Genomic DNA, 13900 nt, shown 5'->3' with positions numbered 1-13900 from the left:
TGCGCTAGCTGACGGCCCATGTTGAAGGATCATCCCCGCCGCTACGAGCTGGCCAACGAGCTTCACGCGCGGCCGTTTCCCGCGCTGAAGGCGCCCTGCCGCGCCGCCTTCCTTGCCATCAAGCGCGAGGAGGACGCGGCAAATCGCGACCGCAGCATCGACCGGGCGCATCTGGAGGCGCTGCTCGACCGGTTCGGCGCGACCCATCCCGCGCCGGGGGCCACGCATTTCTTCGGCCAGCTGGGCAAGCACCGGCTGAAATGGGAGAGCCATACCGAATTCGTGACCTACACGCTGTTCTCGGACGGGGTGGCCGAGCGGCCCTTCGACGGCACGAGCTTCGAGGTTTTCCCGAAGGACTGGCTGGCCGATGCGCCGGGCGTGCGGCTGACCTCGGCGCTGATCCGGGTCGAGAGCGAGACCCATGGCGACGGCATCGAGGACAAGCTCAACGAATGGTTCGTCCCCGAGAGCCTGGCCTCGAGCCGGGTGTTGGACGACAGCGCGGTGATTGCCAGCGATTTCCGCATCGACACGCATGGCCATATCCGCTTCGCCGTCTTCGCCGCCGCCGATTGCGGCGAGCGGCGGATCGGGCGGATCGTGCAGCGGCTGACCGAGATCGAGACCTACAAGACCATGTCGATGCTGGCGCTGCCGCGCGCGCGGGCGCTGTCGGGCGAGCTGGGCGTGATGGACGGCCAGCTCTCGGCGCTGGTCGGCTCGCTGCGCGCGGGCAAGGCGGGCACCGAGGAGACGCTGGACGGGCTCTTGGCCATCGGCTCGGACCTGGAGACGATGCTGGCGCGCTCGGCCTTCCGCTTCGGCGCGATGGAGGCCTACGAGGCGCTGGTCCAGCAGCGCATCGTGGTCCTGCGCGAGGAACGCTTCGGCGGGCGGCAGACCTTTGCGGAGTTCATGATGCGCCGCTTCGATCCGGCGATGCGGACCTGCCGGTCGGTGCAGGGCCGGATGGAGGCGCTGGCCGAGCGCGCCAAGCGGGCGGGCGACCTGCTGTCGACGCGGGTCAATGTCGACCGGTCCGAGCAGAACGCGGCGCTGCTGCGCTCGATGGACGAACGGGCGGGGATGCAGCTGCGCCTTCAGCGCACGGTCGAGGGGCTGTCGGTCGTCGCGATCAGCTATTACGCGCTGGGGCTGGTCTCGGCGCTGCTCTTCCCGGCGGCGGCGCGGGCGGGGCTGTCGAAGGACATGGTCGCCGCGCTGGTCGTCATCCCGGTGGTGGGCGCCGTCTGGTGGGTCGTGCGGCGCATCCGGAAGGGCATGGAGAAGAGCTGAGCGGGGCCGGGGGGCGGTCGCCCCCGCCGCGCGCGCGTCCGCCGCCTGTCAGCCGTCAGGCGTCGAGCCGGATCAGGCTGCCCGCGCCGTGCGAGGTGAAGAGCTCGAGCAGCACGGCGTTGGGCACGCGGCCGTCGAGGATGACCACGGCGCGCACCCCGCCTTCGAGCGCGGCGAGCGCGGTCTCGGTCTTGGGGATCATGCCGCCCGCGATCGTGCCGTCCGCCGTCATCGCCCGGACCTGCGCCGCCGTCAGCTGGGTCACGACCTCGCCCGTGCCGTCCTTGACCCCCGCCACGTCGGTCAGCAGCAGAAGCCGGTCGGCCCGGAGCGCGGCCGCGATCGCGCCCGCCGCGGTGTCGCCGTTGATGTTGAAGGTCTCGTCGTTCTCGCCCGTGCCGATGGGCGCGATGACGGGGATCATCTCGTCGCGGAAGAGGCTGTTGAGCAGGCGGGGATCGACCTCGGTGGGCGTGCCGACGAAGCCCAGTTCGGGGTCGTCCTGCGCGCAGGTGATCATGTCGGCATCCTTGCCGGTCAGCCCAACGGCGCGGCCGCCGGCGGTGTTGATCGCCTGGACGATGCGCTTGTTGACCTCGCCGGCCAGCACCATCTCGACCACGCGCATCGTCTCGGCATCGGTGACGCGCTTGCCGCGCACGAAATCGGATTTGACGCCCAGCCGTTCGAGCAGCTGGTTGATCATCGGGCCGCCGCCATGGACGATCACCGGGTTGATCCCGACGGTGCGCATCAGCACCACGTCGCGCGCGAAGCTGGCCATCCCCTCGTCCGAGCCCATGGCGTGGCCGCCCAGCTTGATGACGACGATCGCGTCGTCGTAGCGCGTCAGGTAGGGCAGCGCCTCGTTCAGGGTGCGGGCGATGGCGGCGTTGTCGCGGGTCATGGCGTCCTGTTTCTTCATGGTCTCAGTCCATCGCGGCGATGGTGGCACGCAGGGTCGGAATGCCCCAGCCCTTCTCGCTGGACGTGACGATCAGCTCGGGGAAGGCGGCCGGGTGGCGGGCCAGCACGGCGCGGGTGCGGTCGAGCGCGGCCGCGCGTTCGGCCTCCTTCACTTTGTCGGCCTTGGTCAGCACCGCCTGGAAGGTGACGGCGGAGGCGTCGAGCAGGCTCATCACCTCCTCGTCGACCGCCTTGGCGCCGTGGCGGGCGTCGATCAGCACGAAGGCGCGGCGCAGATTGGCGCGGCCCGAGAGATACTGCTTCATCAGCGCCTGCCACTTGGCGACCTCGGCCAGCGGGGCCTTGGCGAAGCCGTAGCCCGGCAGGTCCACGAGGTAGTGGCTCTCGCCCAGGGTGAAGAAGTTCACCTCCTGCGTGCGGCCGGGGGTGTTGGAGGCGCGGGCCAGCGCCCGGCGCCCAGTCAGCGCGTTGATCAGCGTCGACTTGCCCACGTTGGAGCGCCCGGCGAAGCAGACCTCGGGGCGGTCGGGGGGGGCAGGCCCGACATGGCGACGACGCCCTTGAGGAACTCGGCGCCGCCCGCGAAGAGCCGGCGGCCCGCCTCCTCGGCATCCGCGTCGGGCTCCGGGGCCTCGGGGAAGGGCAGGGCGGTCACGCCGCGACCTCGGCGCCCGGGGCGATCTCGCCGCCTTCGATCACGGCGGCGTAGACGCCGAAATCCTGGTGATCCCAACTGCGCAGGGCGGCCAGCGTGTCGGCGTCGCGGCGGCCGGTCTCGGGATTGGCCATGGTGGCCTTGCAGCGGGTGATCGGCTCGCGGATCTCCAACACGGAATCCCCGATGCGGATGCGGCGGCCGACCAGGTCGAATTCGTGCCAGAGCGGCCAGCCCTCGACCCAGAGATTGCCGCGCCAGCGATGGATCGACAGCTCGCCGCCCAGCCGCTGCGCGACCGCGCGATGCGAGGCGGCGTTCTGGATCGAGACCCAGGACTCGGGGATGTCGGTGAAGCCGGTGGCGCATTCGACCACCGCCGCGGGGCGGGGCAGGTCGCCCGGCCAGAGCGGCGCGAGCCAGTCGCAGAGCGCCTGCGCCTCGGCTGCGGGGGCCACGGTCAGGTCGGGGCAGCGCGGGTGGCGCAGCGTGACGCGCCCGGCCTCGGGGTCGAGCGCGGCGGTGACGGCCATCAGCTCCGGCCCGGAGACGCCGCGCAGGAAATTGGCCTTCTGCGCCCAGCCGTCGATCGGCTTCGCGCGGGCATGGGTCACCGCCCAGCGGCGGTCATGGGGCAGCCCGCGCCCCGCCCGGAGCCGGGTCCGCTGCAACCCCTCGCGCCCGATCGCCTTGACGGGATGCCGCCAGATCGAGGCGAGGCGCGCGGTCACGGCTTGTCCTTGCCCTTCGGCGCGCCGCCCTTGTTCCCCGGCGTCTTCGTCGCGGGGGCGGCCTTGACCGGGCCCTTGTTCGGGCCGACGCCCGGCTCGGTCGCGGGCTTCTTCTGGAAGCTGGACCGGATGTTGCCGAACAGGTCGGGCTTGGAGCCGTGGCTGCGCATGATGGTGTATTGCTGGATGAAGGTGATCGTGTTGTTGGCGATCCAGTAGACCACCAACCCGCTGGCGAAGCTGCCCAGCATGAACATGAAGACCCAGGGCAGCCAGGCGAAGATCATCGCCTGGGTGGGGTCGGTCGGCGCGGGGTTGAGCTTCTGCTGCAGCCACATCGAGATGCCGAGCAGGATCGGCAGGATGCCGATGAAGACGAGCGCGAGGATCGAGCCCGGCTCGGGCGCGCCGTAGGGCAAGAGCCCGAACAGGTTCATGATCGAGGTCGGGTCGGGCGCCGACAGGTCCTGGAAAGGGCCGAAGAAGGGCGCGTGGCGCAGCTCGATGGTGACGAAGATCACCTTGTAGAGGCTGAAGAAGATCGGGATCTGCAAGAGGATCGGCAGGCAGCCCGCGGCGGGGTTCACCTTGTTGGTCTTGTAGAGCTCCATCATCCCCTGCTGGAGCTTCTGGCGGTCGTCGCCGGCGCGCTCCTTGAGCTTCTCCATCTCGGGCTGAAGCTCCTTCATGCGGGCCATCGAGACGTAGGACTTGTAGGCCAGCGGGAAGAGGATCGCCTTGATGCAGAGCGTCAGCACGATGATCGCGATGCCCATGTTGCCGATCAGGCCGTTGAACCAGTGCAGCCCCTGGAAGATCGGCTTGGTCAGGAAATAGAACCAGCCCCAGTCGATGCTGTCGATGAAGCCGGCGATGCCGCCCTCGTTCTGGTACTCGCGGATCGTCTCCCATTCCTTGGCGCCGGCGAAGAGGCGGCTCTCGGAGGTGACGGTGGCGCCGGGGGCGACCTCGAGGGCGGCCATCCGCGTCTCGGTCTGGTAGATGTCGGCGCTGTCGACATATTTGACGACCTCGGCGAAGGGCGTGGCCGCGGGCGGGACCAGCGTGGTCATCCAGTATTTGTCGGTGAAGCCGATCCAGCCGTCCTGGGTGCCCTCGGTGATGCGTACGCGGCCGCCTTCGGCGGCGACGAAATCGAGCTCGGTCACGTCGTCGTAATCGAGCTCGGCCAGCTCGCCATCGGCGCGGGCGACGACGCCTTCGTGCAGGATGAAGAAATTGACCGTGTCGGGCTCGCCATGGCGGGCGACGAGGCCGTAGGGCGCGAGGCGGACCGGCGCGCCGGTGGTGTTCTCGACGGCCTGGGTGACCGTGAACATGTAGTCGCCGTCGATCGCGATGGTGCGGCGGAAGACAAGGCCCGCGCCGTTGTCCCAGGTCAGCGTGAGTGGGGTCTCGGGGGTCAGCGTTGCGCCCGCCGGGGCGGACCACTGGGTCGAGGCGCCGGGCACGGCCTCGAAGGGCAGGTCGCCCGCGGGCACCCAGCCGTGCAGCGCATAATAGGCGCCGGGCGCGCCGGCAGGGGACAGAAGCGTGACGATGGGCGAGTCGTCGTCCAGCGTCTCGCGGTAATCCTTGAGCGACAGGTCGTCGATGCGCCCGCCCGCCAGCGAGATCGACCCCGTCAGGCGCGGCGTCTCGACGGCCACGCGCGGCGCGGCGGCGACGGCGGCGGCGCGGGTCTCGCCCGGAGCGGGCGCCACCGTGCCCGGCACCGCGGTCACGCCGGGGATGGCGGCGCCTTCGGGCGGGGTGAGCGCGCCCGGGGCGGGCTGGGCGATGCCGTCAGAGGTGTCGCCCGTCGCGAGGTCGGGGCTTTGCTGTTCGGGCGGGAAGAGCAGGAACCACACCAGAAGGACCAACGCGGAAAGCGCGGTGGCGAGGATGAGATTTCTGTTCTGTTCGTCCATGAAACGACCTGTCGCCCGCGGGTGTCCGGAATTGCGCGCCGTTCAATCGGGCCGGGGCGGGACAGTCAAGGCGAAACGCCTCGCGGTCCCGTGACGGCGGCGATGCGGCGCGGGGGCGGCGCGCGGCCGGCTCGGGTGCCGCGACCGGCCGGGCGGGCGCCGGGGGGAGGCCGGGCAGGGCGGATGGCGGCGGGGGCCTGCGGCCGGGCGGGTCGCCCGGGGCCTGGCATCCCTTCGGTTCGCTCGGACCGTGCCGGTATCCCAGGCGGTCCGGCCGTCCCGGTCGCGCGGGGCGGCTTGGCGGAACGGGCCCGGTTTCGCGGGGCGGCCCGGCGTGGCGGGCCCGGTCTTGCGGGGCGGCCCGGCGTGGCGGGCCCGGCCGTCAGGCCGTGCCGCGGGGGGGCATGGCGCGGAGCGTGCTTTGCGCCTCGCGTCCGTGGGAGAGCGCCCAGGGGATCGTGTCCTCGAAGGGCATCGGGCGGGCGATGGCGAAGCCTTGGACCTGTGCGCAGCCCATGTGGGCCAAGGCGATCTCCTCCTCAGGGGTCTCGACGCCCTCGGCCAGCGTCTCGATGTCGAGCTGCGCGGCCAGGCCGAGGATCGCGCTGACGATCCGGTGGCGCGCGGGGTCGGAATCGACGCCGGAGACGAAGCTGCGGTCGATCTTGATGCGGTGCACGCCGAAGCGGGCGATATGCGCGATCGAGGCGGCGCTGGTGCCGAAATCGTCCAGGTCCAGCCGGAAGCCCGCGTCGCGCAGCGCGTGGATGTTGCGGACCACCGTCTCGTCGCCTTCGCGCAGGGTGACCGTCTCGAGGATCTCGAAGACGACGCGGCGGGGATCCTGCTCGAACCGGTCGACCTGCCAGATGATGCGTTCGGCGAGGCGCGGATCGGCCAGCTCCTCCAGCGCGACATTGATGCCGATGCAGGGCACGTCGAGCCCCGCCGCGTCCCATTCGCGCAACGCCTCGAGCCCGGCGCGCAGCATCTGCTCGCCCAGCTCGCCCGCGCGGCCGGCGGCGGTGATCGCGGGCAGGAAGCGGTCGGGGGTCAGCACGCCGAGCTCGGGATGGTGCCAGCGGGCCAGCGCCTCGAACCCGGCGAGCCGGCCGCTGCGGGCATCGACCTGCGGCTGGAACCAGGGCCGGATCTGTCCGCTCTCTAGCGCGTCCTCGATCTGCAGGGACAGGCGGTGATCGCTTTCGATGCGGTCGCGGATATCGCTGGTGAAGGCGCGCACCGCGTCGGGCCCGGCCTGCCGGGCGAGGCGCAGCGCGCATTCGGCGGCCGCGTGCAGTGCGGCGCCCGTCCGCTCGGGGGCCATCGCCTCGGTGCAGATGCCGATGGCGCTGGTGACCCGGACTGAGCGGCCGTCGAGCGAGATCGGCTCGGCCAGCGCGGCCTGCAGCCGGTCGACGATGGTCATCGTCACGTCGAGATCGGCGCGGCGGGTGGGTGCGAGAACCACGGCGAGCGCGTCCTCGCCCGCCCGCATCACGATGTCCTGGCCGCGCAGGGTCGCGGCGACGCGGTGGATCAGCCGGTCCATCACCGCCTGCCCCGCTTCGCTCCCCCAGCCGTCATCGGCGAGATGGAGGTCGCCGATCTGCAGGCAGAGCGCCGCGGTGGTGCGCCCGCGCTGGGCGCAATCGTGCAGCACGTCGTCCATGACGCGGTGCAGCGTGGCGCGGTTGACCGGATGGGGCCCAAGCGGCACCGCGCCCGGCGCCGCTCGGTCGCCGCGCATGTGCAGATCGAAGAGCGCGCCGTCGAAGGCCATCAGGACCGGCAGGACGCAGACGAGCACGAGCGCCAGCGCGTCGAGTCCCGAGAACCATGCCATCGCCGCGAAGACGGGGAAGAGATAGGCCCAGTTGACCCGGCCGGCCCAGCCGCCCAGGCGGCGGAGCGGATGCGGTCTGGCGTCCGGTGCGTCGGGCATTGCGCTCTCCCAATGGCTCGCAGCCCTCGTAGCGCGCCGATCGTGACCACGACCTTAACGCAGGGACGGAATTTCCGGCGGCCCGTCCGGCGCCGCGGCCGCGGGCCAGAGCCCGGCGAAGTCGAAGAGCGCGGGATCGGGCAGGTGCGAGGGGCGCACCTGGGCCAGCGCCGAGAAGATCTTGGCGCGACGACCGGGCGCGCGCGTTTCCCACTCGTCCAGCATCCGCTTGATCGCCTGGCGCTGCAGCCCGTCCTGGCTGCCGCAAAGGTCGCAGGGGATGATCGGGTAGTTCATGGCCCGTGCGAAGCGGTCGCAATCGGCCTCGGCCACATGCGCCAGCGGGCGCAGCACCATCAGGTCGCCCTCGTCATTGACGAGCTTGGGCGGCATGGTCGCGACCTTGCCGCCGTGGAAGAGGTTGAGGAAGAAGGTCTCGATCAGGTCGTCGCGGTGGTGGCCGAGCACGACGGCGCAGCAGCCCTCCTCGCGCGCGATGCGGTAGAGATTGCCGCGCCGCAGCCGCGAGCAGAGCGCGCAATAGGTGCGGCCGGCGGGGACCTTATCCTTCACGATCGAATAGGTGTCGGCATATTCGATGCGGTGCGGCACGCCCATCCGCTTCAGGAACTCGGGCAGGACCGTCGCGGGGAAGTTCGGCTGCCCCTGGTCGAGATTGCAGGCCAGGATCTCGACCGGCAGCAGGCCACGCCATTTCAGCTCGATCAGGGCGGCGAGCAGGGTGTAGCTGTCCTTGCCGCCCGACAGGCAGACCAGCCATTTCTGCGGGCTGCCGTCGCGGCGGACCATGGCGTAGCGGTCGATCGCCTCGCGCGTCTCGCGGATCAGGCGCTTGCGCAGCTTGCGGAACTCGGTCGTGGCGGGCGCGCCGTGGAAGAGCGGGTGGATGTCGTCGGGCTGGTCGAGCATCGCGAGCCTCCGGGGAGATGGGTCGGGGCGTTATGCGCCGCGGGGACGGGGCGCACAACGCCCCGGGGAGGGCGCGTCAGTAGGGCAGCCGCGCCGAGGGCGGCGCGGGCGGCAGCGGGTCGAGCCCGATGTCGCGCCTCAGGTGATCGGGCAGGGTGCTCGCATCGGGCGGCCGCGGCCGCGGCCGCAGCAGCGCGGCGGCTGCGGCGAGCAGGACGCGGCGCGCCCCGTGGACGGCGATGGCACTGTCGATCAGGTCGCGCGGCGGCCGCGCGCGGGTCAGGCGAAGGGCATTCATGGCATCCTCCCCGGTCCCGGGACCGGGGCCTTTCTGGTTGGGGAACGAGGACCGGGCCGTCAGGCGCGCGCAGGCACGCATGGCGACGGTCGGGGCGACGTTCGGGTCAGGCGGGGGAAGGTGCCGTCACGCGGGACGGCGGGGCCGGATCAGCGTCGGAGCGCACCGAGGACGGCGGCGCCGGGCCACGGAAGCGGGCGGAGCGCTCGGCAAAATCGCTGCATGGTCGCCCTCCCTGTTTCGCGTGGCATCCGCGGTCCGGGTAGCGCAGGTCCGGGCGCGGCCAAAGCGAAAATGTGACGCCGGGGCAGAGTCGGCGGAGGACCGTGTCAGTCCGGCACGTTGTCGATGCCCGAGCCGCCCCAGGGATGGCAGCGCGCGATGCGGCGCAGGGCCAGCCAGCCGCCCCGGAGCGCGCCGTGCTTCTCGAGCGCCTCGAGCGCGTAGGCCGAGCAGGTGGGCTGGTAGCGGCAGTTGTGGCCGACCCAGGGCGAGGCGACCGCGCGATAGGCCCGGACGGGCAGGGCGAGGAGGCGGGCGGCGGGGCTCATGCGTGGGCCTTTGCGAGCGCGCGGCGCAGGTCGTCCAGCAGCTCCGCGAAGGGCCGGTCGGCGGTCGCGTCGCGGCGGCCGATCAGCGCGTAGTCCCAGCCGGGGCGGCCCGCGGCGGGGAGGACGAGGCGCGCGGCCTCGCGCAGGCGGCGCTTGGCCCGGTTGCGCGCCACGGCGTTGCCCACTTTCTTCGAGCAGGTGAAGCCCACGCCGATGGCCGGGTCGCCGTCGCCCCGGTTGCGGGCCTGCAGCAGGAAGGACCCGGCCGGCACCCGGCGGCCGCGGTTGAGCGCCAGGAATTGCGGCCGCACCCTGAGCACACGAAGAGACGCCGGAGGAGCGGTCCCCCCCGGCGTCCCGTCGATCTGCGTCATCGCGTGGTTTACGCCGACAGCTTCTTGCGGCCGCGCGCGCGGCGGGCGTTGAGGATCTGGCGGCCGGCTTTCGTGGCCATGCGGGCGCGGAACCCGTGGCGGCGCTTGCGGACGAGGTTCGAGGGCTGGAAGGTGCGCTTCATGGCCGTCTCTCCGAAATCTGGGGGCCGGGATTCGCGGTCGAACCCTCCGGCCGTGGCAACTGGAAGCCGCCGTCTAGGCCGCGTCGCGCGGGGTGTCAACGCCGCCCGGCTGTAACAGGGCGGCGCGGGCGGGGTGCCGCGGCTGAAACATTCCGCAATCCGATGCGCCCGCGCGTCACAGGCCGTCAAGCGCGCGTGATCGCGGCTATCGCGGCGGCGCGCGATCCGGTCTGACAGGGCGCAACCGCGTGGCCGTGCCGCCGCGCCGACCCATGTTGCAAGGAACCCGAGCCATGACCGAGACCGCGATGACAACCGAGACCGAGAAGCGCGGCTGGACGCGCTACCTTCCGATCGCCCTGATCGCGGCCGTCGCCGTGACCGGCGCCGTGCTGCTGCGCGACCAGCTGAGCTTTGCCGCGCTGGCCGAGAACCGCGAGGCGCTGCTGGCCTTCCGCGACGCGAATTACCTGCTGACGGCGCTGGGCTTCATCGCGGCCTATATCGTGATCGTCGCCTTCAGTCTGCCCGGCGCGGCCATCGCCACGCTGACCGGCGGGTTCCTCTTCGGGCTGTTCCCGGGCGTCCTGTTCAACGCGGGCGCGGCCACGATCGGCGCGCTGGCGATCTTCCTGGCGGCGCGCCATGGCTTCGGCGACCGGCTGGCCGCAAGGATGGAGGCCTCGGGCGGCGCGGTGGCGCGCATCAAGGAGGGCATCCGCGAGGACGAGACCAGCTATCTCTTCGTGATGCGGCTGATCCCGGCGGTGCCGTTCTTCGTAGCCAACCTCATCCCGGCCTTCCTTGGGGTGTCGACCTGGAAATACGCAGTCACGACCTTCTTCGGCATCCTTCCGGGCGGGCTGGTCTATACCTGGGTGGGCGCCGGGCTGGGCGAGGTCTTCGCCCGCGGCGAGACGCCGGATCTGGGCATCATCTTCGAGCCGCAGATCCTGGGGCCGATCCTGGGGCTGATCGCGCTGGCGCTCTTGCCGGTGATCGTCAAGAAATTCCGCCGGAAGGGCTGAGCAGATGCAAGAGATCAAGACGGACGTGCTGGTGATCGGCGCCGGCTCCGGCGGGCTGTCGGTCGCGGCGGGCGCGGTGCAGATGGGCGCCGACGTGACACTGCTGGAAGGCGGCGAGATGGGCGGCGACTGCCTGAATTACGGTTGCGTGCCCTCGAAGGCGCTGATCGCTGCGGGCAAGCACGCCCATGCGATGGGCGCGGGCGCCCCCTTCGGCGTGACGCCGGTCGCGGCCGAGGTCGATTACGCGGCCGCCAAGCGTCACGTGCAGGCCACGATCGCCACCATCGCGCCGGTGGACAGCCAGGAGCGGTTCGAGGGGCTGGGCGTGCGCGTGATCCGCGAATTCGGCCGCTTCGTCGATGCCGACACGGTCGAGGCGGGTGACACCCGCATCAAGGCGCGGCGCATCGTGCTGGCCACCGGCTCGCGCCCCTTCGTGCCGCCCATCAAGGGGCTGGACGGCGTGCGCCATTACACCAACGAGGACATCTTCGAGCTGATGGAGAAGCCCGACCACCTGCTGGTGATCGGCGGCGGGCCCATCGGGATGGAGATGGCGCAGGCGCATGTCCGGCTGGGCTGCAAGGTCACGGTGATCGAGGGCGAGCGGGCCTTCGGCAAGGACGACCCCGAGATGGCCGCCGTCGTGCTGGAGCGCTTGCGCGCCGAGGGCGTCGAGATCGTCGAGGGCGCGCAGGCCGAGCGGGTGACGGAGACGGGCGGGCGCATCACCGTCGAGACGGGCAAGGGCGCGTTCACCGGCAGCCACATCCTGGTGGCCGTGGGCCGGAAGGCCAATGTCGAGAAGCTGAACCTGGAGGCGGCGGGGATCGAATACGACCGCGCGGTCAAGGTGGGCGACGACCTGCGGACGACCAACCGCCGGGTCTATGCGGTGGGCGACGTGGCCGGGCGGCTGCAATTCACCCATGTCGCGGGCTATCACGGCGCCACGGTGATCCGCCCCATCCTGTTCGGCCTGCCCGCGAAGGCCCGGCAAGACCATATCCCCTGGGTCACCTATACCGCGCCCGAGCTGGCGCAGGTCGGGCTGACCGAGGCCGAGGCGCGCGACCGGCATGGCGACAAGCTGGAGGTGCTTCGCTTCCCCTATCACGAGAACGACCGCGCCATCGCCGAGCGCAAGACCGAGGGGCTGATCAAGGTGATGGTCGTGAAGGGCAAGCCCGTGGGCGCCTCAATCGCCGGGGCGCAGGCGGGCGAGCTGATCGGGCTCTGGGCGCTGGTCATCGCCAACGGGCTGAAGATCGGGGCGGTGGCGAACATGGTCGCGCCCTATCCGACGCTGGGCGAGATCTCGAAGCGCGCGGCGGGGCAGTATTACGTCCCGCGCCTGTTCGACAGCCCGCTGGTCAAGCGCGTCGTCGGGCTGGTGCAGCGCTGGGGGCCCTGAGCGGGCGGGGCGCAGGATAACCTGTCCCCAAATGGCAGCGGGGAGGTATAAGGCCGCGATGCTGACGCAAGGCGAGACATGCTGACCACCCTGTCCGGCCGCTTCCTGATCCTCACGGTGTTGTTCGTGATGCTGGCCGAGGTCCTGATCTTCGTGCCGTCGATCGCGCGTTTCCGGCAGGATTACCTCGCCGAGCGGATGGAGCGGGCGCAGATCGCGTCGCTGGCCCTCCTGGGCGCGGAGGGGATGATCGACGACGATGTCGAGCGCGAGCTTCTGGACAATGCCGGCGTGCTGAACGTGGTGCTGCGGCGCGACGAGATGCGCCAGCTGGTGCTGTCGACGGACCTGCCGGGGCCGGTGGCGCGCACCGTGGACCTGCGCGACCCCTCGCCCCTTCTGCTGATGCGCGACGCGATCGCGCGGTACTTCCGGCCCGAGGCCGAGGTGATCCGGGTCATCGCCGAACCCGCGCGCGGCGGCGGGATGCAGATCGAGGCGGCGCTCGACACCGCCGATCTGCGCGCGGCGATGCTGGAATACGGGCTCAACATCCTGATCCTGTCGCTGGTGATCTCGGTGATGACGGCGGTCTGCCTGTTCCTGGCGGTGCGGCGCCTGATGGTGCTGCCGATCCGGGCGCTGGTGGCCCAGATGAAGCGCTACGCCGCCGCGCCCGAGGATGCGCGCCGGGTGATCGAGCCGCGCTCGCGCATCCGCGAGCTGCGCGAGGCCGAGACCACGCTGCGCGACCTCGAGACCCAGCTCACCGGCAACCTGCGGCAGAAGGAGCGCCTCGCGCAGCTGGGCCGCGCGGTGGCCAAGATCAGCCATGACCTTCGCAACATCCTGACCACAGCGACGCTCTTGGCCGACAGAATGGAGCGGGTCGACGACCCGACCGTCAAGCGCGTCGCGCCGAAGATCGTGAGCTCGCTGACGCGGGCCGTGAACCTGACCGAGGGCACCCTCGCCTTCGGCCGCGCCGAGGAGGCGCCGCCGGCCCTGCAGCGCATCGAGGCCGCGCAGCTCTTCGAGGAGGTCTGCGAGGCCGAGGCGCTGGCCGCGGGCGACGTGCCGATCCGCTGGGAGGCCGCGCCCGGCCAGTGGTTCCGCGCTGATCCCGAGCAGATGTTCCGCGTGCTCTCGAACCTGGTGCGCAACGCGCGCCAGGCGATTCAAGCAAGCGGGCAGGGCGGCGAGATCGAGGTCAGCCTGACCGAGGACCCAGAGGCCTGGCAGATCCGCGTCACCGATACCGGGCCGGGCCTGCCGCCGCGCGCGCAGGAGAACCTGTTCCAGGCCTTCCAGGGCAATGCGCGCAAGGGCGGCACGGGGCTGGGCCTCGTTATCGCGAGCGAGCTGGTGCGCGGCCATGGCGGCACGCTGTCGCTGCAGGAGACGGGCCCCGGCGGCACGGTGTTCCGCATCCACCTGCCGCGCGAACTGGCCGAGCGGCAATGATCGAAATGGCCCGGAAGGGGGCTTGCGCCCCGGCACCGCGGGGGCTATCTGCCGGCCCGTAGTGCGCTGGTAGCTCAGTTGGATAGAGTACTTGACTACGAATCAAGGGGTCGGGGGTTCGAATCCTCCCCAGCGCGCCACTTTCTCCAAATCGATAGTCTCCTGATATCACGGCGTCTTTCTAGGTCATCCGGCGCGTCTTGAGTG

13 protein-coding genes, 1 tRNA gene and 1 pseudogene are annotated in these 13900 nt (G+C 71.2%); 5 read left to right on the top strand and 10 right to left on the bottom strand.

Annotated elements, in window-relative coordinates; genetic code table 11:
- The first annotated feature begins 18 nt into the window (after positions 1–18).
- Positions 19–1299, top strand: a complete 1281-nt coding sequence (locus P8627_RS03145; protein WP_279966078.1) for a DUF3422 family protein — start codon at positions 19–21, stop codon at positions 1297–1299.
- Positions 1300–1354: 55 nt separating this feature from the next.
- On the opposite strand, the gene argB is transcribed toward P8627_RS03145, so the two are convergent.
- The 10 genes and pseudogenes from argB to rpmH form a co-directional block, all read right to left on the bottom strand.
- Positions 1355–2224, bottom strand: a complete 870-nt coding sequence (gene argB / locus P8627_RS03140; RefSeq protein ID WP_279966076.1) for an acetylglutamate kinase — start codon at positions 2222–2224, stop codon at positions 1355–1357.
- 4 nt (positions 2225–2228) lie between these two features.
- Positions 2229–2881: pseudogene (yihA, locus tag P8627_RS03135) on the bottom strand (ribosome biogenesis GTP-binding protein YihA/YsxC).
- Complete coding sequence (locus tag P8627_RS03130) at positions 2878–3612, bottom strand: MOSC domain-containing protein (protein WP_279966074.1); 735 nt, start codon at positions 3610–3612, stop codon at positions 2878–2880. The pseudogene yihA and the gene P8627_RS03130 overlap by 4 nt, the downstream one beginning before the upstream one ends.
- Positions 3609–5543: a membrane protein insertase YidC gene (gene yidC / locus P8627_RS03125; RefSeq protein WP_279966073.1), complete on the bottom strand. Its 1935-nt coding sequence runs from the start codon at positions 5541–5543 to the stop codon at positions 3609–3611. The genes P8627_RS03130 and yidC overlap by 4 nt, the downstream gene beginning before the upstream one ends.
- 382 nt (positions 5544–5925) lie before the next feature.
- Positions 5926–7488: a GGDEF domain-containing phosphodiesterase gene (locus tag P8627_RS03120; protein ID WP_279966072.1), complete on the bottom strand. Its 1563-nt coding sequence runs from the start codon at positions 7486–7488 to the stop codon at positions 5926–5928.
- Between the two features lie 54 nt (positions 7489–7542).
- Positions 7543–8418 (bottom strand): tRNA 2-thiocytidine(32) synthetase TtcA, encoded by an 876-nt coding sequence (gene ttcA / locus P8627_RS03115; protein ID WP_279966071.1) that lies wholly within the window; start codon positions 8416–8418, stop codon positions 7543–7545.
- A 76-nt stretch (positions 8419–8494) separates the two neighbouring features.
- Positions 8495–8716 (bottom strand): hypothetical protein, encoded by a 222-nt coding sequence (locus P8627_RS03110; RefSeq protein WP_279966069.1) that lies wholly within the window; start codon positions 8714–8716, stop codon positions 8495–8497.
- 329 nt (positions 8717–9045) lie between these two features.
- Positions 9046–9267 carry a membrane protein insertion efficiency factor YidD gene (gene yidD, locus P8627_RS03105; RefSeq protein WP_279966067.1) on the bottom strand — a complete coding sequence of 74 codons (222 nt, stop codon included), beginning with the start codon at positions 9265–9267 and terminating at the stop codon, positions 9046–9048.
- Complete coding sequence (locus tag P8627_RS03100) at positions 9264–9641, bottom strand: ribonuclease P protein component (protein WP_279966066.1); 378 nt, start codon at positions 9639–9641, stop codon at positions 9264–9266. Before P8627_RS03100 ends, yidD begins: the two co-directional genes overlap by 4 nt.
- Positions 9642–9649: 8 nt before the next feature.
- Complete coding sequence (gene rpmH / locus P8627_RS03095; protein WP_007796915.1) at positions 9650–9784, bottom strand: 50S ribosomal protein L34; 135 nt, start codon at positions 9782–9784, stop codon at positions 9650–9652.
- A 293-nt stretch (positions 9785–10077) separates the two neighbouring features.
- Here rpmH and P8627_RS03090 point away from each other — a divergent pair, with 293 nt between their 5' ends.
- The 4 genes from P8627_RS03090 to P8627_RS03075 all read left to right on the top strand — a co-directional run bounded on the left by P8627_RS03090 (position 10078) and on the right by P8627_RS03075 (position 13833).
- Positions 10078–10812 carry a TVP38/TMEM64 family protein gene (locus P8627_RS03090; protein ID WP_279966063.1) on the top strand — a complete coding sequence of 245 codons (735 nt, stop codon included), beginning with the start codon at positions 10078–10080 and terminating at the stop codon, positions 10810–10812.
- 4 nt (positions 10813–10816) lie between these two features.
- Entirely contained in the window at positions 10817–12229 is a 1413-nt protein-coding gene (locus tag P8627_RS03085) for a dihydrolipoyl dehydrogenase family protein (RefSeq protein WP_279966062.1), read from the top strand.
- Between the two features lie 78 nt (positions 12230–12307).
- Positions 12308–13693 (top strand): sensor histidine kinase, encoded by a 1386-nt coding sequence (locus P8627_RS03080; protein WP_279966061.1) that lies wholly within the window; start codon positions 12308–12310, stop codon positions 13691–13693.
- Between the two features lie 63 nt (positions 13694–13756).
- Positions 13757–13833: transfer RNA gene (locus P8627_RS03075), tRNA-Arg, on the top strand.
- The last annotated feature ends 67 nt before the right edge of the window (positions 13834–13900 follow it).

Source organism: Jannaschia sp. GRR-S6-38 (assembly GCF_029853695.1).
GTDB classification, from domain to species: domain Bacteria; phylum Pseudomonadota; class Alphaproteobacteria; order Rhodobacterales; family Rhodobacteraceae; genus Jannaschia; species Jannaschia ovalis.
The sequence above is the reverse complement of the archived record's forward strand: the minus strand, read 5'-3'. Positions and strand labels throughout refer to the sequence as shown.